The following is a 26,989-nucleotide window of genomic DNA, read 5'->3' on the forward strand; positions in this document are numbered from 1 at the left end:
CATTTTTTAGCTGGGTTTGATACACAAAAATAGCAAAACCTTTGACTTATGATATAAATAGCGGCCTGTATTTCTGCCTGTTCTTGTATAATAAAATTCCGTTTAATATAACTACAAGCAATGCTGTGCCTATTGCAGGGATATCCAGGAACAGGTGAAACAGTAATATATTAAGTGAAATAGGTATAAGAAGCAGTAGTGCAAATGGTGTCCAGACCCTGAATAATAAAAGCAATCCGATGATGATTTCCGCTAGTGCTACCAGTGTAAGTATATAACCGGTATTTGCGAGAGAAGTTAAAAAAGAAGCGGCTTCGGCCGGTGGTTGTGGTAATGGAATAAAAGGATAGATTTTGTTAGCACCGAATACGATCAGGATAAGGCCGAGGGCTATCCGTACAATTTGAGTAAATTTAGAATCCATAGGCTAATGTGTTTAAGTTTGTGAATTAAAGAACATTAGCTTAAAGTTAATGAAAATAACTATTACGTTTTAGTAAAAACGATATAAATATTTCAATTGTAAAAAGTTAGCCACGAAACAATGGGTTATCTGCCTTCAGGAGTTGTTTTAGCAGACAATCTTGTTTCGTGGCTAAAAATAATTATTGTACGCTTACGCTGAAAGTAACTTCTGCATCTGTACCGCCGCCTGCATTAGCAATGTTTCCGCCAGAAACGCCTTGGCCATCTTTGTTAGGCTCGTGTCTAAGCGTTAAAGTAAGGTTGCCTGTTACAGGAGTTGCAGATGCTGTGTAGGTAAACCTAAGTCCGATTGGCTTTCCGTTGACGTCCTGGTCTGCATAAACAAAAGAACCAAGGTTTGTTGACGACTGGAAGAATATCTGGTGCTCATGGCCTTCCTCTTCAACTTCGGCAGTAATATTGTCTGCAGGGCTTTCAAGCTCGTTTAAAAAAGTAACAGCACCGTTATAAACTTTACCTGCTGCAAAATTACCCGATACGGTAACTACAGGGGTATTTGGACCGTCGCCGTCTAAATCCTGAGATTTTAGTACAATAGGTGTACCACCATCAGTTGGGGTAAGGGTAGCCGTTATTGTAGTAATCACCTCTTCTTCGTTTACAATAGCAGCAGTGTTGTCGTCGTCGCTACAAGAAGTAAAAGTTAATGCTGTTAGCACTGCTAATGCTGAAATTCTTAGGTTTTTCATTTTGATAGATATTTAAAAAATTAGTAATTGAACTTTAGTTGTAATTGAAAATTGCGGCCTATATCGTCGGTATATAAGCGTTGGCGATTAAGATAATCACGGTATGTAGTGTCGAAAATATTAAGGATAGAGAAGCCTACCGATAGTGCTGTATTGGTTGATGTTTTGAATGTTGCGCCCGACCCAAAATGAAGCATGTGATAGCCTTTCGGCGGAGTGCTAATGTCTACAAGGGTAGGAGTCAGCTGGCCGTTTACAAGTACATCTGCCGTAAAATTATTGTCGGGGTAGCGGGTTTGTTTAAATATACCTTCGCTACGCACTTCTAAGTATAATTCATGCCAATTCTGTTTTGTATAACGTATTGTATTTAGAATGTTTAAGGGGGGCATGTCTATTAGTGGGAGGTTATTTGTGTTGTCCTGTCCGTAAATGTAAGCTCCTGAAAAACTGTGCTGCCAATGGTCGTTAATTTTCCAGTTGGTATGCAGGTCCAGTCCTGCCATTAGAGCATCGGCCTGGCGGTAGCGGTATACCGGAAACGCACCTCTTATCGTATATTCAATGTTTGTGGGCAATAGGTATATAAAATTGTCAACCATGTTAAGGTAGGGAGTGGCTTCAAATGTGAAATCGCCATGTGTTTTTAAAAGTGTTGCTGAAAGCTTATAGGCTTTTTCTTTTTGAATACCCAGATTACCAAGTTCTATAGTGCCGTTAGAATGGTGGAGGCCATCGCTGAAAAGTTCCGACGGATTAGGGTTACGCATTGCCAGCCCTGCATTGGCCAATAATTGGTAGTCGTAGCCTAATTGTTTGCGGATACCCAAACTTGCCGATATGTTATGGAATGTGAATTCGGGATTAGTAAGGTATTGCGACCCTGTGTTTTGCTGTATAAATTTATCGTATACTCCTTCGTAACCTAAATCTTTCCAACGCGAGATCTGGTAATATTTAGATGCGTCCATTTTAGAAAAGTCGTAACGTACTCCTGCTTCGGTAGTCAGGGAGTTAGATAAAATATAACTCGCAATACCATACGCTCCTGCATCAAACCTTTTATAATTAGGAATAAGCGGACGGATATCGGTTAACGGATCGGCAGTGTTTTTTTGCATTGAGCCACTTGTCCCCGCTTTCAGGGTAAGGTTATCCATCTCTTTTTTCCAATCGGCCTGCGCCGAATGGGTTATAAGGGTAAGGTCTAATGCCGGTTTGTTTTTGAAATCGCCACGACGAATATCAAATTCCTGACGGCAGTTGTGCTGAAATGCATACTGTATAGATAATGATGAATTGTCATCTAACCTCTGGTTAAAGTTTATCTTAGCAAGGTGATGGGTAACTTCCTGTCTTGGGGCATCAATTTTATACGTAAAAGGTTCAATAACCGATGGCTGCCTACTATTTATGGCACGAACCAAATCGGCAGTATTGCCAATATGTGTTGCTTTGGCTATGCCAATAGTCGCGTCATATAAACTATACGAAGCTATAATGTCATAGTTGTTGCCAATGTACTTAACATCACCTGCAAAGTTGCTTTCACGGTTACCGGTGTTAGAAAGAATATAATCAGGCGACTGCCTGTCGCCAAAATATTTAAACGTACCTGCAGCGTTCCATGCCCAGCCTTTTTCTGCTCCCTGATGCAGGCTCGATGAAATACTTCCGCCACGGCCGTTGCTTGCCATGTTCATTATTGTTTTCCCAAAAAGGGTGTCTTTTAAAACACTTACAGGTTCTACCAACACCAGTCCGCCAATAGCGTCGCCCCCATATTGTAGTGCTGATGCACCTTTAATAACCGATATTTTCCCGGCTGAATTAATATCAAGATTGGGTGCGTGTTCCGTTCCCCATTGCTGGTCTTCTAACCGGACATTGTTTGATATAACCGGAACTCTACTACTATGAAGCCCATTGATTACCGGCTTAACAATAGTGTTGCCTGTTTTTAGGCTGTACACCCCTGCAATTTCTTTTAAGGCATCACCGAGCGAAGCATTGCTGTATTTTTCAATGGTTTCGGTCTTAAGTTTATCTTCATTTATAGCATTTTTGGGGAAAGTGTTGTTTTCGGTCAATACTACTTCTTCAAGCTGCTCTGCCTGAGGTTTTAATTTTATATCAAGACGTACATTGCTGGTAATGTAAACCAGCGTATCCAAATTTCTATAGCCAATGTAGGACACCACAACATGCTGCTGTCCCGAAGGGGCATTGTGCAAGATATATGTGCCATCAGGATTGCTAATGGCATGCAATTGCTCCAAATGGATGTGAGCACCCTCAAGAGGTGTGTTTTGTGCTGTGGTTACGTTACCGCTAATGGTATTTTGGGAATACGCACACAGGCTGCCTGCCATAAAAACCGACAGGAGTAAATAGTAAAATCGCATAGAAATGTTTATTCAGTAATGAATGTAGTAATTCAGTTGTCCCGATTGTAGACGCTCAATTAATCCTCACCCCCGGCCCATCTCCGAAGGAGAGGGGAGCCAGAGCGGAATTATAATATCTAAATAATGTATACCATTTGTCAATGTACCATTGACAATGCTATCTGTTTCAGAGTAAGCGTGCTGAGTGTTCCTCTTCTTTGGAGAGGGGGTCGGGGTGAGGACTTACGCCAAAGATGGCGGACCCCTGTGGGAAAACAGGCTTCCGGCGAATGCCGAAGCACCTTCTACGCTGTTAAAGCGATAGGGTATTTCTGTAAAAGGAAAATCTAGCCTAAGGCAGAATTCCTGCGGCTGGATAAAGTAGTCAAAATGGAAATCGCAGACAGAACAGTCTTCTTCGTGCTCATGGGTATCGGCACTAAATTGTTTTGGCGATTTTTTTGCCTCGTGGTCATGATGTTCAAAAACTTCATGGGTATGGCTAAAAGCATGAAAAGACTGGTAGGCGATAGTGAGCTGCACTAATGCCATCAGGGCCAGGTTAAATATGGCGAACTTTCTTTTCATGCTGCAAAGGTAAGAAAAGAATTTTATTAATTGCAATAAAGTTGCATTTAGAGAATTTTAATTAATTCCAATTTCATTAAAAATTTTAATAATTTCATTAATTGAGATGATGTTGGATTTGAATTTTTCGCCTAAGGAATTAGTAATTAAAGCTCTAACGGTAGTTTCTAAAGACATCTTTTTCCAAATATCAATTGATTCCGCTTTTAGGTTATATGTTACAGAAAAAGATTGTCCATATTCTAATTTATGTGGAAATTCAAGAGGTAAAAGTTTGTCGATTAAATAAAAAGTATTAGTTCCGGAATCTTCAAAATTATTACTAAGTTCAAAATAAGGCTCATTCACATATCGATGCTCTTTTTGTCGATTGGTAAAAGTGATCCCTAGCCCAACTCCATTTATATTGTAATCTCTCGCAATAATCTTTATACCTAGATATACGGTTTCTTCTTCTTTTTGCTGGTTTTCTGTTATTGGAACCGATGGCTCTTTTTCCAACTTTTTTATGATTAAATGAGCAAATTCTTCAGGCGTTACTTTTCTTAGATCGATAAAACCTAGAGTTGGTCTGATTCCATCAATTTCGGTATCATCAAACTTTGCAGGTAATATGTATTCTACATTTGTTTCAATCGCTCGAGCGATGGCTGTTTTGATTTCATGGTTGGTCCATATCTTTTTCTTATAATTTTCAGAAATAAATGGTACGCAATATTTAGCACCTTTGCGGTACACATAATCAAAGTGGACACCGAGGTCTTTTCCCCATAAATCTACTTCTTCAAATTTATCATAAAATACTTTTATATTATTTTGTTTGAGAACTTTTGCTACCTCGTCAACATATTCTCTGTCTTCACCAGCAAAAGAAAGGGTCACATCATATTTATATTCCATATCGCAAAATTTAAAACCAAATATACAAAAAAGCCTACAAGATAAAGTCTTGTAGGCTTTTATATAATCTTATAATTTTCTAATGTTATACTAATCCATTCGCCACCAAATACTCAGCAATTTGTACCGCGTTTGTAGCAGCACCTTTACGAAGGTTATCGGCAACAATCCACATGTTAAGGGTGTTGTCCTGGCTTTCATCACGACGGATACGTCCAACAAAAACATCGTCTTTACCTTCAGCATAAAGTGGCATAGGGTAAGAGAAGGCCTCAAGGTCGTCCTGAATTGTGATGCCCGGTGTGTTCTCAAGGATAGAACGTACTTCTTTTATATCAAAATCGTTAGAGAATTCTACGTTAACTGCTTCACTGTGTCCGCCTACAGTTGGTATACGTACAGTAGTAGCTGTTACTTTTATAGAATCGTCGCTAAGGATTTTTTTAGTTTCGCGCGTCATTTTCATTTCCTCTTTGGTGTAGCCGTTGTCTTCAAAAACGTCTATCTGAGGGATAGCATTACGGTGAATAGGGTATTTGTATGCCATTTCGCCTTCAATGCCTGCATATTCGTTCTCTAACTGTTTTACAGCCTTAACACCTGTTCCTGTAACCGATTGGTAGGTAGAAACAACTACACGTTCAATATTATATTTTTTGTGTAGCGGTGCCAGTGCCAATACCATTTGTATGGTAGAGCAGTTAGGATTAGCTATGATCTTGTCTTCTTTGGTAAGCTCACCTGCGTTAATTTCAGGAACTACCAGTTTTTTGGTAGGGTCCATTCTCCATGCAGAAGAGTTATCAATAACAGTTGTGCCGGCTTCGGCAAATTTAGGAGCCCACTGTTTAGAAGTGTCGCCGCCTGCAGAGAAAAGCGCTATTTGCGGCTTCATGCTCACTGCAGTAGCAAGGCTTACCACCTTATACTTCTTTCCCTTATACTCAATTTCCTTACCAACCGACTTCTCAGAAGCCACAGGTATTAATTCAGTTATCGGAAAATTTCTTTCTGCCAGTACTTTTAGCATTACTTCGCCTACCATTCCGGTAGCGCCTACAACAGCAACTCTCATAATATTAATGTTATTAATTTATTGTTTGAGGCAAAATTAGTTATAAAACTGTTTCAAAACACAAAAATATAACAAAGAAAAACCACCCATTTCGGGTGGTTTTGTTAAACAATAGAATATATAGCGTAGCGGATACGTCTTTTATAACAGCGAGTTACACACGTGGGCCGTTGTTGGCTTTAAGTGCATCGCGAATTTCCATAAGCAGTTTCTCTTCGTTAGATGGTGCCGGTGGCGCAGCAGGTGCTGCAACCTCTTTTTTACGGGCAGAATTTACCAGTTTTATAATAAGGAATAATGCAAATGCTACGATTAAGAAAGAGATTATGTTAGAGATAAAGTTGCCGTATTTAACCCCGGCTCCCCATGTAAGTTCTTTTATATCTTCAAGGCCTGCTCTTTCTAAAAGCGGCGTTAATATAAGTGGTGTAATTATGTCTTCCACTAACGATTTTACAATAGCGCTAAAAGCAGCACCAATAACAACACCGACTGCAAGGTCCAGTACATTGCCTTTAAGGGCAAACTCTTTAAATTCTTTCATTAATCCCATAAGCTTTAATTTTAGATTAGTAATAATTGGGTTTAAAGCTAATTTACAAAAAACAATCTATTCTTTGTAGAAAACTCTCTTAACCCGTTGTGAAATGCTCGTTAAAATCTCGTACGGAATTGTGCCCAGCACCTCCGCTATCTCAACAACAGAAGGGCTTTTGCCAAATATCACTGCCCTGTCGCCTTCCTTACAATCTATGCCGGTAACGTTTACCATCATCATATCCATAGATATGGTTCCGGTAATTTGTGCCTTTTTACCGTTAATGCTTACATAGCCTTTCTGGTTACCCCACGCCCTTGGAATACCATCGGCATAACCAATAGGCAGCGTAGCAATGCGAATATTTTCGGTAGCGATAAATCTGCGGCTATAGCCGATGCTTTCTCCGGGTTCAATGTCTTTTATCTGAAGGATAACGGTTTTAAGCGTGCCTACTGTTTCCAGTTGTTTGCTTTCGGTTTTGTCATTGCCTACGCCGTACAACCCTATACCCAGGCGTACCATATTGTATTGTGCTTCGGGGAAATTGTAAATGCCCGACGTATTTAATATATGACGGATAGGGTCAATTTCCAGTTCGCTTATCAGTTTCGCCGACCAGCGTTCGAAGTTATTGATCTGTCCTAAAGTAAAATCACGATACTCGGGAACATCGCTGGACGATAAGTGCGAAAAAATACTCTTTACCGATACCAGGTTATTGTTACGCAGCAGGTCGATCAGTTCATCCAGTTGATTTTCCATAAACCCTAACCGGTGCATACCCGTGTCGAGTTTAATATGGATAGGGTAGTTAGAAAGATTCTTTTGTTGTGCCACTGCAATAAACGTCCGTAATTCTTTTGCCGAATAGATCTCGGGTTCTAAATTATACGCAGCCATTGCGGCAAACGCACTACGTTCCGGATTCATTACAATAATCGGAGTAGTTATGCCTGCATTACGAAGGGCAATGCCTTCATCGGCGAATGCCACACCCAAATAATCTACCTTTTGGTGCGAAAGGGCTTTTGCAATTTCATAGCTGCCACTGCCGTATCCAAATGCCTTAACCATTACCATAATCTTGGTTTCGGGTTTCAGGCGGCTTTTATAAAAGTTCAGGTTATGTACAATCGCGTTCAGGTTTATCTCTAAAACCGTCTCGTGTGTCTTTTCTTCAAGAAACACTACTATCTCATCAAAACGGAAACTTCGTGCGCCTTTTATCAGTACCGTTTCATTTTCAAACGAACCCGCTTTATAATGCGTAAGAAACTCCTGTGTTGTGTTATATGGAAAGAAATTGGGAAAGTCGGCGAGTTCACGGCTTATGGTTTCTCCAATACCTATAACCTGGCTAATATTGTGTCCCGAAAGCAGTTTGGCAACTTTGGCGTAAAGCTCTTCGGTTTCAAATCCGCTTTGAAAAACATCAGATAGTATAACCGTCTTTTTTTTGTGCGTTTTATGCTGCTCTAAAAAGTCGAGCGCAATTTTAAGGGACTGATAGTCGGCACTGAAACTGTCATCTATAAGAGTGCAGCCGTTGATCCCATTCTTTACCTGAAGGCGAAGCTCTACAGGGTATAGACCGGCAAGGCGTTCTTTGATTACTTCATGGCTGTAGTCAAGGTTTAGTAATACCATCATGCTATTAACGGCATTTTCTACCGAAGCATCATCTGTAAACGGAATCTCAGCTTCAAAGCTGGTAGCATTGTGATTAACAGTGAGTGTTGTCTTTCCTAAACTCTGGCTTTTGCCGATGGTCACATCTGCACCTTCAGAATAATCCCAGGTAAAAGTTTTTATGTTTGGGTTTAGCAATGTAGAAACTGCATCGTCTTTTCGATAGATGAGCGTTTTTATTCTGCTGAACAACTTTAATTTTTCTTTGATCTTCTCTTCACGGCTGCTGAAGCCTTCGTCGTGTGCGGTACCAATGTTCGTCAACACTCCAATATCTGGACGGATGATCGGTTCCAGTTTTTCCATTTCGCCGGGTAAGGAAATACCGGCTTCAAAAATACCCAGGTTATGTTTTTGGTTAATGCCAATGACAGAAAGCGCAACGCCTACCTGAGAGTTATAGCTGCGCGGACTCCTGATGATAGTGTAATCCGGACTTAGCAAATAGTTCAGCCATTCTTTTACAATCGTCTTCCCGTTGCTTCCGGTAACGGCAATAACAGGAAAGCTGAACAATTGCCTGTAGTATATCGCAAAATCCTGAAGGGCATCGAGCGTATTCTCAACAACATAAAAGTTGGCTTTGCCTCTAGTATCCACAGGTATGTGTGTCACCACAAAATTGAGTACACCCTTATTTATAAGTTCATTTATATATTGATGACCGTCGCGGTTTTGTCCGCTAAGGGCAAAAAACAAAGTGCCGCTGTTGTTTTGCAGCGAACGGCTGTCGATTGAAACATTATCAATCAGACCGTCGGGCCGTATCCCATCAAACCGGGAATGCAGCGCGGGGATTATATCCTGGATTTTTACGCTCAAGGGTTAATTTTTTTAGGATTTCGCTTTGTGTTGAATACTCTAAGAATGTAAATAGTGTTTTCTTTAATCGTGTAAATGATCTTAAAACTCCAAATTACTACAAAACGGACATTAGGATTATTAAGTGTAGGTTCTACAGGGTATTTCTCAGGGAATACTACGAGAGAATTCACCAATTCGTATATTTTATTGAATACCATAATAGCATTCTGAGGACTATCTTCTTTTATGTAATTGTAAATTCCATTTAGGTCATCTGAAGCCTTTTTTTGCCAAAGAATTTTCATGAGCCTAAAATTCTTCGTTTTACTTCGTCACTTGTATAGGTTTCAAGATTATCTTCTTTGAGTTCCAGCAATGCAGCATTTATATCCTGGATATAAGATTCATCTGTCACCGGATTACCTTCCGCATCATAGCCAATGATATTTTCCTCATCCAGCAAATGTGCTATTTTCTTTAGAAGTTTATCGTTCGAAAGATTTAAAATGCGTTGCGCTACACTTATTTTAAGTTTTTCCGATTTCATGGGCTAAGTTTTATCAAATATAAGTAATGATGTTCTAAGAATCACAAAGATTCAGCCTTATCCTCATTTCCTTTAGAGGCTGTTGAGTTTCTCATCGCCGCATAATAAGCCGCCCTGCTTAAAGGTTCGTATTCTTCGGTTTCGCCCAGCAATACGAGATTGTCATTATTGGCTTTACGGAAGCTATAGTTGGCAAGGTTGCCGGTGCGGGTACAAACGGCGTGTACTTTGGTAACATATTCGGCAGTAGCCATAAGCGCAGGCATGGGGCCGAAAGGATTTCCTTTAAAGTCCATATCCAGTCCGGCAACAATAACACGTATGCCGCTGTTGGCAAGGTCGTTACAAACCGTTACAATCTCATCATCAAAAAACTGGGCTTCGTCTATCCCTACTACATCGCAACCCTGTGCCAAAAGCTTCATCATGGCCGATGAAGTAACAGGTGTAGAACGTATCTGGTTGGCATCGTGAGATACCACCATTTCTTCGTGGTAGCGGGTTTCTATGGCAGGTTTAAATATTTCTACTTTCTGACGGGCAAATTTTGCCCTGTTCAGCCTGCGTATCAGTTCTTCGGTCTTTCCCGAAAACATCGACCCGCAGATAACCTCTATCCACCCGAATTGTTCTTTATGATTTACTGTATTTTCAAGAAACATTTTGTATTTTTCAGGGTGTAAAACTTAAATGTTTTGTTTTACTTTGTATAAAACAAATTTATTAAAAAACTATTGCGCCACTCCCTATAATTCTAAAAGTTATGAAGAAAAGATTAGAAGCCGAACTGATTAGCATTGCTCACAGGATACTAAAATTAAAGAACAGGGCCGAACTTGACCAGTTACAGCAGGAAACACTGAAGCTGTATGAAAAGATATCTGTGCTGCGCTTTGTAGAAGATAATTTTAGTGAAGTTAAGCCTACTATAGGGTATGCATCGGCAGAAGAGACTTTAGAAGAAATATATGGTATTGAAGAGCAGCCTGAAGTTAAGGCTAATGAGGTAGAAGCTAAAGAAGAGGAAGCCAGGACAGAGGCAAAAGAAGCTAAAAAGGCAGAAGCTAAAACCGAAGAGCCGAAAGAAGAAAATAAGGAAGAAGCCAAAAGTGAAAAGGCTGAAGAGGAAGCGGAAGAAACAGGCGAAGGTGTAACTGCCGATGCGGAAAAAGCACCGGTGTCTGAAGCTGAGAAGGAAGAAACAGAAGAGCATTTTGATGAAGAGGTAGTTGCTGAAGAGTCAGAAGAGGAAAGTGAAGAGATAGAAGAGGAAGCTGAGCCAAAGCCGGAGGATGCAAAAGAAGAGCCTGCGGTTCAAGAAGCTGTAGCTGAAGAAGAGGAAGATGAATCTTCAGAAAAAGATGATAAGCCTGAAGAAGAAGAAAAACCTGAAGTTGAGGAAGCTGAAAAAGAGGAAGAGAAAATAGAAGAGCCTGAAGTAAAAGTTGAGGTTGAAAAACCGGCTGAAGAACTTAAGGCAATGGAGGAAGGTGCGGCTGCTGTTTTTGAAAAGGAAGACCAGAGTACGATTGAAGAAGAAGAGAAAGCTGCTGATGCAGAAATTAAAACGATAGAACCGGATGCGAAAGCGAAAGTTGAGGACTCGGGACTTAGTTTTGATTTCGCGTTTGAAAGGCCTGCTGCTCCTGAAGAGCCGGTAAAACAGAAAGAAATTACATTCGAGGATTATCACGATTATAAAGAACCCGAATTTGTTAAGAAGGATGAGGCAGATAAACCTAAAACGGAAGACGCTCCGAATGAAACCGGACAGTCTAAACAGGAATATAGAGACTGGAGAGATTGGGAGCCTTCTAAATCTGAACCTGCTGAAGATGCGCAGCCTGTAAAAGAAGAACCGAAGAAAGAGGAACCTAAAGCAGAAACGCTAAGACAAGGGGCGCCGAAACAGGAAGAAAGCATTGTGAAAGGAAATATCGCTTCACGTACCGATTTCGACAGGCCAAAATCGTTAAATGATTCTTTCGGTAAAAGCATAACGCTTGGTCTTAACGACCGTATAGCGTTTGAGAAAAACCTGTTTAGCGGAAGTGCCGACGATCTTAACCGTGTTTTGTCTCAGCTTAACACCATAAATACATTCGACGAAGCAAAAGAGTTTATTACCGACCTTGTAAAACCCGACTACAATAACTGGAAAGGTAAAGAGGAATATGAAGAGCGCTTTATGGCTATCGTTGAGAACAAATTTAACTAACGATTGATGTCTAAACTATATATAGTTCCTACACCTATTGGTAATTTAGAGGATATGACTTTTCGCGCCATTAAGGTGCTTAAAGAAGTAGACCTTATCCTTGCCGAAGATACCCGTACCAGCGCCAAGTTGCTTAAGCATTTTGATATTGGTACCCACATGCACAGCCATCATATGCACAACGAGCATAAAACGGTGGAAGGTATCATAGGTCGTCTTAATGCGGGTGAAACTATTGCGCTGATATCAGACGCAGGAACGCCTGCAATATCAGACCCCGGTTTTTTGTTAACCCGCGCCTGTGTAGAAAATAATATTCCGGTAGAGTGCCTGCCCGGTGCTACGGCTTTTGTGCCTGCACTGGTAAACAGCGGCCTGCCAAACGATAAGTTTGTTTTTGAAGGTTTCCTTCCCGATAAAAAAGGAAGGCAGACGCGCTTTTTAGCGCTTGCAGAAGAAACCCGGACCATGATATTCTATGTGTCACCACATAAACTGGTAAAGACATTAGCTGAATTTATACAGTATTTTGGTGAAAGCCGTCCTGTATCGGTATCCCGTGAGCTGTCTAAGCTGCATGAGGAAACCGTTCGTGGTACTGCGACTGAAGTTTTAGCGCATTTCGAAAAGAAAGAGCCTAAAGGCGAGATTGTAGTTATTGTTGGTGGATTTGTAACGGAAGGGAAAGCTGCTAAGAAGAAGTATAATAATAGCGAAGAGGAGCAGTCAAAGTAATCGGTAGTTTAAACTTAATTAAAGTGTTATGATTTTTAAATAACCCAAGGATTAAAACTTTACATTTCTAATTTCAAAACGATATAATTTAGAATAAATAGGTGAGATCTTAATTCTAATCCTTTAATAGGATTAAAGTTCGTATCATTTTATTAATCTCTCTTGTTGCTAATATTTCTTTTCCTGCAATCGATAATATGCTTAGCCTTAATATTTGAAGGGTGAATATTAAAAGCATATTTAAAAATTTAAAAACGTATTTACCCATTGTTAAAACTGCTGCCATATATGAAATTATTTCAACCATTACATTATCGATTTTAGCAAATCTATTTTCACTGTTCCGGAAAAATTTTGATATGAAAAATGACTAGGTTTGCTTTATAAGTGCAAACTTACTTTTCAATTGAAAAATAAAATAGGACAGCTTGTTTTTGAATTTTTCTTTGATAAATCGTTTAATAGTTGCATTTAATTTAAATATTATTTGTTTCTGCTAAATAGTATATAATTCGTTTAATCTCCACTATGCGCTGGACCCTTACACCAAAACCCGACCCTCTTAAAGTAAAACATCTTTCCGAAGCCCTTAATGTAGATGCTGTTGTAGCAACATTATTAGTGCAGCGCGGTATTGAGACGTACGAGGAGGCTCGAACATTTTTCCGCCCAAAACTGGAAGACCTGCATGATCCCTATCTGATGAAAGATATGGACAAGGCGGTGGCGCGCATTGAAGCCGCTATTGCAGCCGTAGAAAACATATTGGTGTTTGGTGACTATGATGTGGATGGTACAACAGCTGTTTCTTTGGTGTCTTCATATTTGCGATCGTATTACCCTAATGTAGCCACTTATATTCCTGACAGGTATAAAGAGGGCTATGGCGTGTCGAATGCCGGAATTGATTTTGCAGACGATAATGGGTTTACCCTCATCATTGCATTAGATTGTGGTATTAAATCAATTGATAAAGTTGAATATGCCAAAGAAAAAGGCATCGATTTTATTATTTGCGATCACCACCGCCCGGGAGATGTATTGCCTGATGCCGTTGCAGTACTCGACCCAAAACGTGCTGATTGTTCCTATCCATATGATGAACTCTGCGGATGCGGTGTTGGCTTTAAACTGATTCAGGCACTCGGAGTAAACAAGGGTGAGACTATAAATCATTTTGTTCCGTATCTTGATCTGGTGGCAACAGCAATTGCGGCAGATATTGTCCCCATTACAGGAGAAAATAGAGTACTAGCCAAATTCGGACTGGATGTTATCAATACATTTCCAAGGCCGGGTATAAAAGCGCTTATTCAGAATGTAAAGAAGCAAACCCTTACCATAAGCGATGTAGTGTTTATTGTAGCACCACGCATTAATGCCGCCGGACGTATTAAACACGGTAACCATGCGGTAGAGTTGCTTACGGAATTCAGCCTAGAAGAAGCCGAAGGTTTTGCTTCGCAGATTGAAGGGCTTAATGCTGACCGTAAAGACCTGGACAAACAAATTACTATCGAAGCTTTACAACAAATAGAGCATAATAGCGATCAGGATCGTTTTACGACTGTTGTCTATCAGGAGGACTGGCACAAGGGTGTAATTGGTATTGTGGCATCGCGGCTCATAGAAACCTACTACAGGCCAACATTGGTGTTTACTAAAAGTGGCGATAAATTGGCGGCATCGGCGCGGTCAGTGAAAGATTTTGATGTGTATAATGCACTTGAGGCGTGTGCTGAGCATATCGAACAATTCGGGGGGCACATGTATGCTGCCGGATTGACGCTTAAAGAAGAACAGTATCCTTTATTCAGACAAAAATTTGAAGAGGTAGTACAGCAAACCATACACCCTGATTTGCTGACACCCGAAATTTCAATTGATGCAGAAATTGATTTTGATGACATCACACCGAAATTTCATCGCCTGTTAAAACAGTTCGAACCTTTTGGTCCGGGAAATATGTCGCCCGTGTTCATGACACGTAACATTAAAGATACCGGTTATGGCAAAGCAATAGGGTCTGATGAAACGCACTTACGATTGTTTGTCAGGCAGGGAGAAACCGGTGGTTATGCAGCCATTGGTTTTGGATTGGCTAAGAAAAAAGATCTTGCCTGTGATGGAGAATATTTCGATGCTGCTTACTCTATAGATGAAAACGAGTGGAACGGTCAGGTAAGTTTGCAGTTGAGGTTAAGGGATATCCGCTGTGAAGAATAATTCTAAATCTTTAAGTTGAAAATCTTTTCAAAATAATCTACTTTTATTTAGAATGATTTTAAATAATTAGTATTTTTGTTTGAAATCAATCGTAGCATGAGAGAAGTAGAACAAATATATTATAATGAATTTGGTGTCGCCTTTCATTGGAAAAAAGGTGATCATGTACTTACCGAAAAAGTTCAGGTGGTTTTTAAGGAAACCGGCTTTTATCTTTCGTATGAGGAAATAAAAGCTTTTGCACAGATAATTGACAATACCTGCGAAGAAATGAACTGTGGAGGTTGCTGTCATAGAAGCCGCTGCCACAAGTTTTTGCTTAAAACACCACTACAACAGGTTGATCTTGCAGTATCGCGCAGCGAATTACTGCAAATAAAAGACCTTGTACAGGGAACTTTGTTTAATATGGACTTATATGACTATATAACTACAGTATGCAGGAATTAATTCCTGCATTATTTTTTATATTCCTTAAGCTCAAAGTTTTCGCCATTAAAAATGCCATACGTAAAATAACCTATCCAGTCGCCAAGATTGATGTACGATGAATTTTCGCCTACTTTAATAGCCATAGGCAGGTGGCGATGGCCAAAAACAAAATAATCGTAGTGTTTTGTTTCCAGCTTTCTTTTAGAATACAATACCAGCCATTCATTCTCTTCGCCTAGAAACTTAACATTGGCATCGCCTGATATTAATTTATTCTTTACCGAAAGATATTGTGCAAGTTTAACACCAATATCCGGATGCAGCCATCGGAACAGCCATTTAGAAAAAGGATTTATAAACACCTTTTTCATACGCTTGTAGCCCTTGTCGCCGGGGCCTAATCCGTCGCCGTGACCAATAAGGAAGGTTTTATTATTAAAGGTGAATTCCTGGGGTTTATGATATACGGGAATATTCAGTTCTTTTTCAAAGTAATCGCTCATCCATAAATCGTGGTTACCGGTAAAAAAATATATGGTAATGCCACTATCGCGCAATTCTGCAAGTTTTCCCAACACCCTTATAAAGCCGCGGGGTACAACAGTTTTGTATTCAAACCAAAAATCAAACAGGTCGCCAAGCAAAAAAAGTATGTCGGCGTCGTGTTTAATCTCATCGAGCCATGCTACAAACTTTTGTTCCCTTGGAAAACTTAGTTCAGGAGTTGGTGCTCCAAAGTGCTGGTCTGAAGCAAAATATATGCGCTGAGGTGTATTCATAGTGTATAAAAGATGGGCCAAAGATATAAAGACTATTTCTTTTGTCAGCTATTACAAATAGGTTGCAATTATAAATGTAGTTTTTGTTTGTAATTTCATAACAAATAGATGATAATTTGTTTTTTCCACATTGTTTTTAAATTATCATTAACATTTATTATGATTTAAGTATATATTTACGGTTAAGAATGTTTTATTAAAATAATGCAGATTTTTTTTATTTCTGATTAAACCTTTTGAAATTTATTAAGTCTAATACTTTAGTAAATGATTTTTTAAGGGGATCAGGTTGAAGATCTGGTCTGTATTTTGCAAATTAACCAACACACATTACATGAAGAAACTTTACCTTGCAGCACTATTGGCGCTGGGCGGCCTTGCGGATGCTACTGCACAGCAGGATCCTCATTACACACAGTACATGTATAACATGAACGTGATTAACCCGGCATACGCCGGTAGTAAGGAAAACCTCTCTTTCGGGTTATTATACCGTAAGCAGTGGGTTGACATTGAAGATTCACCCACTACGATGACCTTTTCAGGGAGCAGCCCTGTAGGCAAGAACGTAGGTTTGGGGTTATCAGTTATCAATGACAAGATTGGCCCTGTAGAAGAGACCAATGCATACGCAGATTTCTCTTACACGCTAAACTTAGGTGGCGAGCACCGTTTGGCATTAGGGTTAAAAGCGGGAGCTACTTTCCACAAAGTAGGTTTATTTACAGACATTGGCCGTGACAATGTACCGCAACCGGGCGACCCTGCCTTTAGCGAAGATATCAGCAGGACTTATTTTAACGTTGGCGCAGGTTTCTTTTACTACACACAGAAGTATTATTTAGCGTTCTCGGTACCAAACATGCTTAAGAGCAAGCACCTTGATTACAGGGATGTTAATGGTACAAGACAATTCGGATCAGAGACATCACATTACTTCTTAACGGGAGGTTATGTATTCCAGTTGGGCGATAACCTAAAGATGAAGCCATCATTCATGTTAAAATCATCATTTGATGTATCACCATCAGTAGACGGATCTTTAAACTTCTTATTCTTTGAGCGTTTTGAGATAGGGGCAACTTACAGGCTTGATGATAGTTTTGGAGGAATGGTAAACTTTGCCATTACACCAAACCTAAGGATAGGTTATGCGTATGACCACATCGTGTCAGACCTTAATGTAACTACGCCTGCATCACACGAGGTAATATTACTGTTTGACCTGAACTTCCCTAAAAAAGTATCACGTTCACCACGTTATTTCTAAACCTAAAAGCGACTTAAGAAAATGAAGAATCTATACATTACACTTGGTTTTATGCTCGCCACTATGGCTGTAACAGGGCAGACAAAAGAAACCGAAAGAGCCGATAAATTATACGCACGCCTTGATTATATGGATGCTGCCAAAGAATACCAGAAACTGGATGGCAGCCCATATGTTTACAAGCAGATAGCTGACAGCTATTATAACATATTCAACTCAAAAGAGGCAGTGCAGTGGTATGCTAAGGCAACCGAGACACAACAGGACTCAGAGACATACTACCGCTACGCACAAATGCTAAAGGCAGAAGGCAAGTATGAGGAGGCCAACGTTCAGATGAAGAAATTTGCATTGTTAGCACCATCAGACCAAAGGGCAGTATTGTTCAACCAGGACCCTAACTACCTTCCAAAACTAAAGAACCAAACAAAACTGTTTGATGAGAAAGTATTGGACATCAATGATGACAAATACGGATCATTCGGTGGTGTGCTTGCAAATGATAACAGCTTCTATTTCTCATCAACCCGTAACACGGCAAGAAAGAAATACGGAACTAACGAAGAGCCATTCCTTGACATCTATACCTCAACTTACAATGCAAACGGCACCTTCAGTGAGCCGGTACCGGTATCAGAGGTAAATACCAAATGGCATGATGGCCCTGTGGCAATCAGCGCCGATGGCAAGACAATGTACTTTAACAGCGAGAGCTTTAACGAGAAGAAGCAGTTTGAGAGAGATAAGGAAATGAACCTTAAATTAGGGCAGGTGTTCCTTTACAAAGCCGTAAAAGAAGGCGACAAATGGGGCGAGGCACAATTGCTACCCTTTAACAGCAAAGAATGGTCAACACAAAACCCATCGATCAGCAAAGACGGTAAAACACTTTACTTCTCCTCTGACAGGACAGGTACAATGGGTGGCCAGGATATCTGGAAGGTAGAGGTAAAAGCAGACAACACCTATGGTGAGCCTGTAAACCTTGGTCCAAAAGTAAACACAGAAGGTAAAGAAAGCTTCCCATTCATTACAGATGATAACAAGCTATACTTCTCATCAGACAGGCCAAAAGGCTTTGGAGGGTTAGATGTATTTGTAATCGACCTTAACAAAGGTACAGAAGCAACAAACGTAGGTGCACCGGTGAACACACCGAAAGACGACTTCGCCTTTAGCTTCAACACGACAAAAAACATCGGGTTCTTCTCAAGTAACCGTACAGGTGTAGACAAGCTTTACCTTGCAACACCGGTATGTGGTGTAGAGGCACTTGTACTTGTAAGGGACAAGAAAACAGGAAAAATACTTGGCAATGCGAAAGTTGCAATACTTGATGAGAGAAACAACGTAATTGAGACAAGGACAGCAGGTGCAGACGGCAAGGTAGATTACAGCATTGACTGTAACAGGGCTTACACAGTTCAGGCATCCATGGAAGGCTATGCTAATGGCAGCTTCCCTGTCGCTAAGACAAACGGCGGTGTTGTAAACGTAGCAGCAGACCTTGACCCAATTGAAACCATTGTAACACCAACAGACGTTGTACTTAACGATATCTACTTTGAATTCGATAAGAGCAATGTAACGAGGGAAGGCGCATTTGAACTTGACAAGTTAGTTGAGGCAATGAAAGCTAACCCTACAATGGTTATCATGGCTAAATCGCACACTGATAGCAGAGGTTCAGACAAGTACAACATGAACTTATCAAACCGCAGGGCAAAATCTACAGTTCAGTATGTAATATCAAAAGGTATTGCTAAGAGCCGTATTTCAGGCCAGGGTTATGGTGAGAGCCAGCCTAAGGTAAACTGTGGTGGCGACTGTACAGAAGAGCAGCATGCACAAAACAGGAGAAGTGAGTTTATCATCGTTAAGAAATAATCAAGACGAGATACGATAAACAACCTTTATCCACCTATATAGAAACTCCCGCCATTGGCGGGAGTTTTTTTGTTTGGGGCTTAAGCAGATCATGAACAAACAACAACCAAACCTCTTAGCCCTGATAGAGCCGGTATACCCGAAGCTGCCCTAGCAGCCAGGGATATAGGCGAAAGCAGGACGGACGCTGACTGAAAAGCGCTTAGCCTACTGCTTAAAGAGCATAAAAAAGCCTCCGGTTAGGAAGGCTTGTGTATTATAAGTTGTCGCTTTGAAACCACTCTGCAAAGGAAGTTTCCGTTTCCTGTAAGCGCAGTGAATGTAGTAATATGTTGGCGGGTAATCGGCGTTTAATTTTATCAGCAAAATCTATCACCATGTTTTCACTTGTCGGTTGGTAATCTACCAATATAACGTGGTGGTCGCGCTCTTTAAGCTCTTTTGCCAGTTCTATGTGTGGTGTGTTCTGGTTGAATACAGTTGCATGGTCAAAAACATCTACGATGTCTTCTTTAACGATCTTTTTCAGGTCGCCAAAATCAATCACCATTCCGTACTTAACATTCGACACATCAGTGATAGGAGAACCGATAACGGTTACCGAAAGTTTGTAACTGTGACCGTGTACGTTTTTGCATTTTCCGTCGTAGCCATAAAGGGCATGTCCGGTTTCGAAAGTAAACTGTTTGGTAATCCTGATTTTGCTCATTGTAATCGTATTAGGGCGCAAATTTACTAAATAATATGCCTCGTTGTGATTTATTATAAACGTATTGGTTTTCAAAGTATCTTTGATCGCTTTTTATACGCAACGCGATGGACGAATTACAGCTGAATCCGCTATATGAGAAGGTTATAGATGACCTTATGGAGAAACAATTTAGTATTGTTGACGATTTTTTTTCGAAGGAGGAAGTGCTTGCACTGCGTGGCAGCCTGCTGGAAAAATATGACGAAGACAGGTTTAAAAAATCGGCTATTGGTAACCAGGCAAATGAAAAGATCATCGATGCTATAAGGGGTGATTTTATTCTTTGGCTAAACGAAGAAAATGCCAATGGTGCCGAACTTCAGTTTTTTACAAGAATCAACGACTTCAAGGATTACCTTAATCGTACCTGCTTTATGGGTATAAATGAAGGGGAGTTTCATTATGCACTGTATCCGCAGGGCACGTTTTATAAACGCCACCTTGATACATTTCAGAACGACAGCCGCAGAAAACTATCTATGGTGTGTTACCTTAACGATGAAGACTGGAAGCCGGAATATGGGGGCGAGCTTACTATTTACCTAAACGAAAACGGAACAGAAAAGGCAATAAATATTTATCCTGTGCAAGGCAGGATGGTGGTTTTTGAAAGCCAGATATTAGAGCATGAGGTAAAACCTGTACAGAGGGAGCGCCTTAGTATTACTGGATGGCTAAAAACCAGGGGCTAGTTATTTTTTAAACTGCCCCAGTGCATTTTTAGTAAAATCTGATAGTACAAGACGACCGGAGATCTTCGCTCTTTCTGTAAGCAGTTTATCCCAGTTTTCTGTGCCTTCCCATAATACTTTTTTCATATCGGCTAATGCCTCAGGATTATAGCCAGCCAGTTTTTGGGTAAAGATGTCGAACTCTTTATCCAATTCTTTTACGTCTGTAAAAACCTTTGCATATAGCCCTTTTTCCTGAGCCCAGTACGCATTTTTCCACTCGTGAGCAGCCAAAGTCATTTCGGCCAGCGCTGCCACTCCCATTTTTCTTTCTACAGCCGGCGCTATTACAAACGGACCTATACCGATAGTGAATTCAGACAGCTTTATCGCGCTACTCTCTGTTGCTAAGGCATAGTCGCACGCAGCAGCAAGGCCAACACCTCCACCAACTGCTTTTCCGTGTATACGCCCTACAATTAGCTTAGAACAATTACGCATAGCATTTATTACGTTGGCAAAACCGGAGAAAAACACAGCACCTTCCTTAAGGTCTGATACTGCAAGTAGTTCGTCAAAAGATGCTCCCGCACAGAAGGCACCATCGCCTTCGCTCCTTAAGATGATAAGGTTGATATCTGGGTTTTTGCTAAGCAGGTTTAATTCATCTGTTAATCGCTGTAAAAGCTCTCCGGGAAAAGAATTACTCGCCGGATGTCCGAATTCTACCGTAGCGATTTTGTTGTCCATTTTAGTATATAATGAGCCATTAGGCCTGGTGGTGGTGGTCATGTAAAATTATTTTAGGGTAAAATTAATGAAATGTTATAAAGCAGCGTACATTTTTTAAAAGTTTGCATTTTGAAATTTGTTAATTCGATAGTATTTACATTATATTTGCTCAAACTTAATGGGGATGTAGCTCAGCTGGCTAGAGCGCTTGCATGGCATGCAAGAGGTCGTGGGTTCGACTCCCATCTTCTCCACTTTTAATTAATTTTATGCTTTTCAAAAGAAATTAAAATTTTCAAAAAGTATCGTAAAACCTGCAAAAACCAACGTTTTGCAGGTTTTTTTGTATTAACGTTGGTGGAGCAAATTTTTTGGTAGAGGTTGAATAAAATAAATAGAAGTATGCTTGTTACAGACACAAGACATAAGGGCGATTATCCTACGGGGTGAGGATCGGTCGGAATAAGTGCAAAAGCTAAAGTAGGTGTGACGCGTACAATTACCTATACACCTTAAGGTTTTATAATTGGGAGATATTCTAACTTTGGAGGTGGATTATCAGCTGGTGCACTCCCATTCGAAGCAGCGGGGGGAAGTAATACAATCATAATATGGCAGCAGGAAGAATAAAAACTCTTTTCGTAGTAGCAATAGTAATCATAGGGTTATTTGTGGTAGCACAAATATATTCACGAAAACGAGGTGCAGAAAACTACACTTCGTTTAATAGTGCATACATTGATGGCGTACTCGAAAAAACTTATTTCAAATTTAAGGGTGTAGGATTTACTATGGAAGATGGAAGCGAATATGTATTCTATCCGTACAAGTCAGAATTAAATAGCTTCAAGAATTTTGATAGATTTGCATCTAAAGGAGACAGGGTATTGAAGCTAGCTCACAGCGATACCCTTTTTTTATTTAAGGAAGGGAAAAGGTATAAATTTACATTCATAAAGTTTTAACTATTGCAACGATAACATGCCAGAAAAAAAACCACAGGAAAAAACAACCCTTCATCCCAGAAATAAAAACAGGGATAGGTATGATCTGACAGCATTAATAGCTGCCGAGCCTGCATTGGGAGCATATGTTAAGCCCAATAAGTATGGCGATGAGTCGGTAGATTTTTCAAGTCCTGTTGCTGTGAAACTTTTAAATAAGGCACTTCTCAATCATTATTACGGAATAGAGAATTGGGAGTCTCCCGATGAAAATCTGTGTCCGCCCATACCCGGAAGAGCAGATTACATTCATTATATAGCCGATTTAATTGGTGAAAGTAATTTTGGCAGGATACCTTCAGGTGAAAAAATTACCTGTCTGGATATAGGTGTTGGGGCGAGCTGCATTTATCCAATTATTGGTGTTACCGAATACGGTTGGCATTTTATTGGTGCTGATGTTGCCGAAAAATCTATTGCTTCTGCTGAACAAATTATAAACGCAAATACATCGCTTAAAGGTAGGATAGAACTCAGACTACAGCAAAATGCATCGTCTATTTTTAGAAGTATAATTAATACGGAAGAAAAGATAGATGTTACGATGTGTAATCCTCCTTTTCATTCTTCTGCAGAGGATGCAAACAAAGGAACACAAAGGAAAATAAAGAATCTGTCGGGGAAGAGAGAGAAAACGCCTGAGTTGAATTTCGCAGGGGTAAACAATGAACTTATATACGATGGAGGTGAGTCTCAGTTTATCAGGAATATGCTAACAGAGAGCGTTAAATTTGCGAAAAACTGCTATTGGTTCTCAACCTTGGTGTCCAAACAATCAAACCTAAAAGGAATTTATAAAACCCTTGATACGCTTGCTGCCACTCAGGTTAAAACTATACCTATGGGAACGGGAAATAAATCGACACGCATTGTGGCATGGTCGTTTCTTTCTAAAGAAGAACAAAAAGTATGGAGAGACACCCGATGGAAAACTAAATAACATTAATCTTTACTTTCCAGATACCAACGACCAATTTTTACGGTTTGCAGGTCCTTCCAGTATTTTTTGGTAACCCTGTAGTACTCAATGGTGTATTCTGTTTCCTGCTTTACTTCTTTTTTACCGTCGGCAGCAATTGAAAGTACATCTTCGACATTTTCTTTGCTAGTTTTTAATTGAATTTTAGCATCTTCTGTTTCCCATTCCAATACCTTAGCTTCATTATCTTTAGAAAGCTGTTTTGCAGTTCCATATTTCTTACTGAGGTGATTGACCAGTTTAGAATAGTTAGCATTTGAGTAGGATTCGTTTGTAGCTTTCACTGAAACAAGCTTGCCATCTTTTGTTTCAAACATATTTAACGTCTGAAAATAAATTCCATTTAAAACGGCAAGGCTATCTGTTTTACTCCATGAAATAGTGCTGTAAGTATAGCCATATATTCCATCATGTTTTTTGTTTCGGTGTCCGTAATCAGACTTACTATGTATGTGTTGTCCGTCAAATGCGTCCGAGGTATAATAGCAAAGCGTATCTTTTCCAAAAAAGTTCTCATCTAGCTTTTTCATCGCTTCTTCCCTTGTCATACTGGTGGGAGGGGTGGCAATTGTTTTATTGGTTTGTTCTATTTTGTCTTTAAAGAATTTGCCTGCGTTAAAATCAGACCCTACTTTATCGAGATCCGGTATTTTATCCACTGCAGGTGAGCATGAAAATAGAAGCACAATAATTGCGGCTGCTTTATATAGTTGAAGGTTTTGCATAATAGATAGATTGGTTGTTTGTTTAAATATACTACCTTCCGCAGATATAAAATTCTTACATCATATAAATTAACTTTTTATAAAGATTGTTCTTATAACTTTGCCCGATAGTCGTTTACCGTCAATAAAAGAACCTGCTTAATTATTTAAGCAGGTTGGATTTATTTTTTAACTTAATTATATTGAGTAACGAAGTGTTATGCCATAGGTTCTTTGGTCGCCCAGTACACCTGCATAATGGCCTGCATTTCCTGCACCGGGTAATAGCTGTTCATAATAATCTTTATCAAAGATGTTACGCCCCCAAAAGAATGCGCTGAATTTATCGCCAACTCGGAAACCGAGCCTTGCATTTACCAATGAATACCCCTGTACTACAAGATAGGCAGACGGTGAGGGACTAGAGGAGAATTTAGACCTGTGGTAACTATCTGCAGCAAAAAAGAATTTTCCTGTCCTGCCTAAAAATTTACCATTAAAAGAAACTTCACCACCTAAAGATCCTGCCCATTTCGATATTCCCGGAAGCTGGCTTCCCGATATGTCTTTAAAGTTTGCACTTCCGGTTTCTTCTAATGGAACAGGAGCATTCTTAAAAGATTTATAGATACCGTCGGTGTACGCTACGGCACCGTAAAATCCAAGAAACTCACTTATGTTGATGTTAGCATCTACTTCTGCACCCTGCACCCTAACTTTTTCCGCATTAGACAGATATCCCCTGTTTACAGAAAGATCGGCTGCCTGTACCTGCGTCTGGTAGTCTTTAATGGTTGTATTATATACGACAAGGTTTAGGGTAGATTTTAAAGTTGGCCTTGTTTTTACACCGACTTCAAAGTGCGATACCCTTTCCGGTTTTATAACAGCAAGTTCCGTCATGGGTTGCCCATTAGCGTTTGGTAAACCGCCAAGGTTTAATCCTACAGGTTTAAAAGCAGTAGAGAAGGTAGCAAAAGTATTCACCCTTTCGGTTGCTTTATACGCAGCAGTTAGCTGACCGGAAAAGTTAGTGTCATCTATTTCTTTTTTAAATGCCTGATTGTTATAAACGGAATTTTTTAATGCTATCAGTGCCGGGTCATCTGTTTGCAGACCGCCATAGGTTTTCCTTTTAAAGTCTACTTTCTTTTTATCGTAATTTACACGTATGCCGGGTAATATGCTAAACTTGTTGGTTACGGCCCAATCCAACTGTCCAAACACCGCTCCGCTAAAGGATTTCATTTTCGGATACGATTTTATGCCATACCCCTCGAGCAGTCCCGGGGTTTGCCACAATTCGCTGGTGCTGTTTTGCGAGAAACGCCACTGATCCCTGCCTGCCTCTTCGGTATGCGCACCATCCGGTTTTAAATCCTGACCAAAAAGAAAAACACCAAATACGCCACTAAGATTCGACGATAACGAACCTGCCCATCGCACTTCCTGCGACCATTGCCTATGTTTAGAAGGTGCTTCAGACAAAGCAAGTCCCTGCAATCCGGTAAAGTCCCTGTCGTTCGATGGATCCCAATCCCAGAAACGCCATGCAGTGGTAGAGGTTAAAGTACCCGATCCTACTTTTAAATTAAATGTAGCCGATGCACCTCCCAAATCCTGGTATGAACGCCACGGGGTATCATGGTCTATTACCCTGTCAAAAGCATTTTTGCTCGGTAGTGTATAATTAAGATCTGCAATAATCTGGTTAAACTGACTGTACTGTGCACGTTGCGTTGGCGCTACACCTGCAATAACCTGTGCATATCCGTCAGGTCGCTGGCGTGTATAGTCAAAAGCCAGTAATACGTCAAAGTCGTTGGATGGTTTATATAAAAACTGGGCTCGTGCCCCAAGGTTGTTCAGGTCATTTACCCTTTTTTGGGTGGCAACGTTATACAATAAACCGTCGCGCTGGGTGCCCGAAAATGAAAAGCGTGCCGCTATATTTTTGGCTAACGTTCCGGTGACAGATGCTTTGGCCTGCACAAAACCATAATTACCATAGCTGCTTTCTACCGTTGCACCATAATCAAAACTGGGCTTATGGGTAGTAATATTAAAAGCTCCGGCAGTAGTGTTTTTACCAAATAGTGTACCCTGCGGTCCGCGCAACACTTCAATTTGCTCGGTATCTATAAAATCTAATGTTGTAGCGGCAGGGCGTGCATAATACACACCATCTACATAAAAGCCCACGCCTGAGTCTATGCCGTCGTTGGTTAAACCAAAAGTAGTTCCCATTCCTCTAATGCTTAAGCCTGTATTTCTTGGGTTGGATGAGTACAGCTGAACCGATGGTACAAGTTCTTTTAAGCGGTTTACGTTAAAAGCCCCCGCATCTTCGGCAAGCTTACCGCTTATAACAGATATTGGAATAGGTACCTGTTGCGCATTTTCTTTACGTCGACGGGATGTTATAAGAACTTCGTCCAGCTGTTTGTCAAAGTCGGCTGTAAGTGTTATTTCAATAGCAGATAATGGAATTTCATTTACAACGATCTCCATTGTTTTAAATCCTGTTGCCGTTATTTTTAATGATAATGGAAACTGGATTTCGGCAGGAAGTATAAAAGTACCGTTGGCATCTGCATTGTAAAAAACACCCGTTGATGTGTTTAAAACCGATGCCCCGGGTATAGATATTCCATCCATATCTTTTATTGTTCCTGTAATATTATCCTGTGAGAATGATAATTGGGCAACGAGCAATACTAAAATTTGTGTGAGTAAAAAATGCTTCATGGTTTGATTTTATGGTTGATAGCTGTTTTAGGCAGCTTGTTTTTTTGAAGCCGTAAATATATTAATAAAATATAAAGTCTATGGTTTTAGTAGACTATTAAAAAGTGAAAATTACAAAAAAATATTGACCGATATTTAGCTTGTTAT

24 protein-coding genes, 1 tRNA gene and 2 pseudogenes are annotated in these 26,989 nt (G+C 40.1%); 10 read left to right on the plus strand and 17 right to left on the minus strand.

Going from position 1 to position 26,989, the window contains the following annotated elements; genetic code table 11:
• Nucleotides 1-46: 46 nt before the first annotated feature.
• From ALW18_11565 to ALW18_11615, 11 genes and pseudogenes are all read right to left on the minus strand, one after another.
• Complete coding sequence (locus ALW18_11565; GenBank protein AOE53100.1) at nucleotides 47-424, minus strand: DoxX protein; 378 nt, start codon at nucleotides 422-424, stop codon at nucleotides 47-49.
• A gap of 181 nt (nucleotides 425-605) precedes the next feature.
• Nucleotides 606-1,175, minus strand: coding sequence for a type 1 periplasmic binding fold superfamily protein (locus tag ALW18_11570; GenBank protein ID AOE53101.1), 570 nt, complete (start codon nucleotides 1,173-1,175; stop codon nucleotides 606-608).
• A gap of 20 nt (nucleotides 1,176-1,195) precedes the next feature.
• Nucleotides 1,196-3,580, minus strand: a complete 2,385-nt coding sequence (locus ALW18_11575; protein AOE53102.1) for a hypothetical protein — start codon at nucleotides 3,578-3,580, stop codon at nucleotides 1,196-1,198.
• 225 nt (nucleotides 3,581-3,805) lie between these two features.
• The gene (locus ALW18_11580) at nucleotides 3,806-4,150 is read right to left on the minus strand and encodes a hypothetical protein (protein ID AOE53103.1); all 345 of its coding nucleotides are present in this window, start codon (nucleotides 4,148-4,150) and stop codon (nucleotides 3,806-3,808) included.
• A gap of 498 nt (nucleotides 4,151-4,648) precedes the next feature.
• Nucleotides 4,649-5,050 (minus strand): annotated as a pseudogene (locus ALW18_11585) (molecular chaperone Tir).
• An 85-nt stretch (nucleotides 5,051-5,135) separates the two neighbouring features.
• Nucleotides 5,136-6,125, minus strand: coding sequence for an aspartate-semialdehyde dehydrogenase (locus ALW18_11590; GenBank protein ID AOE53104.1), 990 nt, complete (start codon nucleotides 6,123-6,125; stop codon nucleotides 5,136-5,138).
• 154 nt (nucleotides 6,126-6,279) lie between these two features.
• Nucleotides 6,280-6,678 carry a mechanosensitive ion channel protein MscL gene (locus tag ALW18_11595; protein AOE53105.1) on the minus strand — a complete coding sequence of 133 codons (399 nt, stop codon included), beginning with the start codon at nucleotides 6,676-6,678 and terminating at the stop codon, nucleotides 6,280-6,282.
• A 57-nt stretch (nucleotides 6,679-6,735) separates the two neighbouring features.
• Entirely contained in the window at nucleotides 6,736-9,165 is a 2,430-nt protein-coding gene (locus ALW18_11600; GenBank protein AOE54393.1) for an alanine racemase, read from the minus strand.
• Between the two features lie 8 nt (nucleotides 9,166-9,173).
• Nucleotides 9,174-9,464, minus strand: coding sequence for a hypothetical protein (locus ALW18_11605; GenBank protein AOE53106.1), 291 nt, complete (start codon nucleotides 9,462-9,464; stop codon nucleotides 9,174-9,176).
• Nucleotides 9,461-9,706, minus strand: a complete 246-nt coding sequence (locus ALW18_11610) for a hypothetical protein (GenBank protein ID AOE53107.1) — start codon at nucleotides 9,704-9,706, stop codon at nucleotides 9,461-9,463. The genes ALW18_11605 and ALW18_11610 overlap by 4 nt, the downstream gene beginning before the upstream one ends.
• Nucleotides 9,707-9,747: 41 nt before the next feature.
• On the minus strand, nucleotides 9,748-10,368 hold the full coding sequence (locus tag ALW18_11615) for a thymidine kinase (protein AOE53108.1): 621 nt from the start codon (nucleotides 10,366-10,368) through the stop codon (nucleotides 9,748-9,750).
• A gap of 101 nt (nucleotides 10,369-10,469) precedes the next feature.
• Between ALW18_11615 and ALW18_11620 the strand changes: the two are divergent.
• A pseudogene (locus tag ALW18_11620) lies at nucleotides 10,470-10,793 on the plus strand (hypothetical protein).
• A 1,137-nt stretch (nucleotides 10,794-11,930) separates the two neighbouring features.
• The gene (locus ALW18_11625) at nucleotides 11,931-12,659 is read left to right on the plus strand and encodes a 16S rRNA methyltransferase (GenBank protein AOE53109.1); all 729 of its coding nucleotides are present in this window, start codon (nucleotides 11,931-11,933) and stop codon (nucleotides 12,657-12,659) included.
• A gap of 115 nt (nucleotides 12,660-12,774) precedes the next feature.
• On the opposite strand, the gene ALW18_11630 is transcribed toward ALW18_11625, so the two are convergent.
• Nucleotides 12,775-12,966 carry a hypothetical protein gene (locus ALW18_11630; protein ID AOE53110.1) on the minus strand — a complete coding sequence of 64 codons (192 nt, stop codon included), beginning with the start codon at nucleotides 12,964-12,966 and terminating at the stop codon, nucleotides 12,775-12,777.
• A gap of 221 nt (nucleotides 12,967-13,187) precedes the next feature.
• Between ALW18_11630 and ALW18_11635 the strand changes: the two genes are divergently transcribed.
• Both ALW18_11635 and ALW18_11640 read left to right on the plus strand, forming a co-directional pair.
• A complete protein-coding gene (locus ALW18_11635; protein ID AOE53111.1) occupies nucleotides 13,188-14,885 on the plus strand; it encodes a recombinase RecJ in 1,698 nt (565 codons plus the stop codon).
• Nucleotides 14,886-14,981: 96 nt separating this feature from the next.
• The gene (locus ALW18_11640) at nucleotides 14,982-15,335 is read left to right on the plus strand and encodes a hypothetical protein (GenBank protein AOE53112.1); all 354 of its coding nucleotides are present in this window, start codon (nucleotides 14,982-14,984) and stop codon (nucleotides 15,333-15,335) included.
• A gap of 8 nt (nucleotides 15,336-15,343) precedes the next feature.
• Here the strand turns inward: ALW18_11640 and ALW18_11645 are convergent, their stop codons facing one another.
• Entirely contained in the window at nucleotides 15,344-16,096 is a 753-nt protein-coding gene (locus tag ALW18_11645) for a UDP-2,3-diacylglucosamine hydrolase (GenBank protein AOE53113.1), read from the minus strand.
• Between the two features lie 334 nt (nucleotides 16,097-16,430).
• Here ALW18_11645 and ALW18_11650 point away from each other — a divergent pair, with 334 nt between their 5' ends.
• Together ALW18_11650 and ALW18_11655 are read left to right on the plus strand one after the other, a co-directional pair.
• Nucleotides 16,431-17,366 carry a hypothetical protein gene (locus tag ALW18_11650; GenBank protein ID AOE53114.1) on the plus strand — a complete coding sequence of 312 codons (936 nt, stop codon included), beginning with the start codon at nucleotides 16,431-16,433 and terminating at the stop codon, nucleotides 17,364-17,366.
• Nucleotides 17,367-17,387: 21 nt separating this feature from the next.
• Nucleotides 17,388-19,253, plus strand: a complete 1,866-nt coding sequence (locus ALW18_11655) for a cell envelope biogenesis protein OmpA (protein AOE53115.1) — start codon at nucleotides 17,388-17,390, stop codon at nucleotides 19,251-19,253.
• Between the two features lie 256 nt (nucleotides 19,254-19,509).
• On the opposite strand, the gene ALW18_11660 is transcribed toward ALW18_11655, so the two are convergent.
• Nucleotides 19,510-19,962, minus strand: coding sequence for a 6-pyruvoyl tetrahydropterin synthase (locus ALW18_11660; GenBank protein AOE53116.1), 453 nt, complete (start codon nucleotides 19,960-19,962; stop codon nucleotides 19,510-19,512).
• A 107-nt stretch (nucleotides 19,963-20,069) separates the two neighbouring features.
• Between ALW18_11660 and ALW18_11665 the strand changes: the two genes are divergently transcribed.
• Entirely contained in the window at nucleotides 20,070-20,696 is a 627-nt protein-coding gene (locus ALW18_11665) for an oxidoreductase (protein ID AOE53117.1), read from the plus strand.
• Here the strand turns inward: ALW18_11665 and ALW18_11670 are convergent, their stop codons facing one another.
• Nucleotides 20,697-21,467: an enoyl-CoA hydratase gene (locus tag ALW18_11670; GenBank protein AOE53118.1), complete on the minus strand. Its 771-nt coding sequence runs from the start codon at nucleotides 21,465-21,467 to the stop codon at nucleotides 20,697-20,699. It lies immediately after the preceding gene.
• A 120-nt stretch (nucleotides 21,468-21,587) separates the two neighbouring features.
• Here ALW18_11670 and ALW18_11675 point away from each other — a divergent pair.
• The 3 genes from ALW18_11675 to ALW18_11685 all read left to right on the plus strand — a co-directional run bounded on the left by ALW18_11675 (nucleotide 21,588) and on the right by ALW18_11685 (nucleotide 23,351).
• Nucleotides 21,588-21,661, plus strand: a tRNA-Ala gene (locus ALW18_11675).
• A 357-nt stretch (nucleotides 21,662-22,018) separates the two neighbouring features.
• Nucleotides 22,019-22,372, plus strand: coding sequence for a hypothetical protein (locus ALW18_11680; GenBank protein AOE53119.1), 354 nt, complete (start codon nucleotides 22,019-22,021; stop codon nucleotides 22,370-22,372).
• Between the two features lie 16 nt (nucleotides 22,373-22,388).
• Nucleotides 22,389-23,351, plus strand: coding sequence for a 23S rRNA methyltransferase (locus tag ALW18_11685; protein AOE53120.1), 963 nt, complete (start codon nucleotides 22,389-22,391; stop codon nucleotides 23,349-23,351).
• A gap of 2 nt (nucleotides 23,352-23,353) precedes the next feature.
• Here the strand turns inward: ALW18_11685 and ALW18_11690 are convergent, their stop codons facing one another.
• Entirely contained in the window at nucleotides 23,354-24,115 is a 762-nt protein-coding gene (locus ALW18_11690) for a hypothetical protein (protein AOE53121.1), read from the minus strand.
• 177 nt (nucleotides 24,116-24,292) lie between these two features.
• On the minus strand, nucleotides 24,293-26,842 hold the full coding sequence (locus tag ALW18_11695; GenBank protein ID AOE53122.1) for a TonB-dependent receptor: 2,550 nt from the start codon (nucleotides 26,840-26,842) through the stop codon (nucleotides 24,293-24,295).
• Nucleotides 26,843-26,989: the final 147 nt, after the last annotated feature.

It is taken from the genome of Flavobacterium psychrophilum (assembly GCA_001708385.1).
In the GTDB taxonomy this organism is placed as follows: domain Bacteria; phylum Bacteroidota; class Bacteroidia; order Flavobacteriales; family Flavobacteriaceae; genus Flavobacterium; species Flavobacterium psychrophilum_A.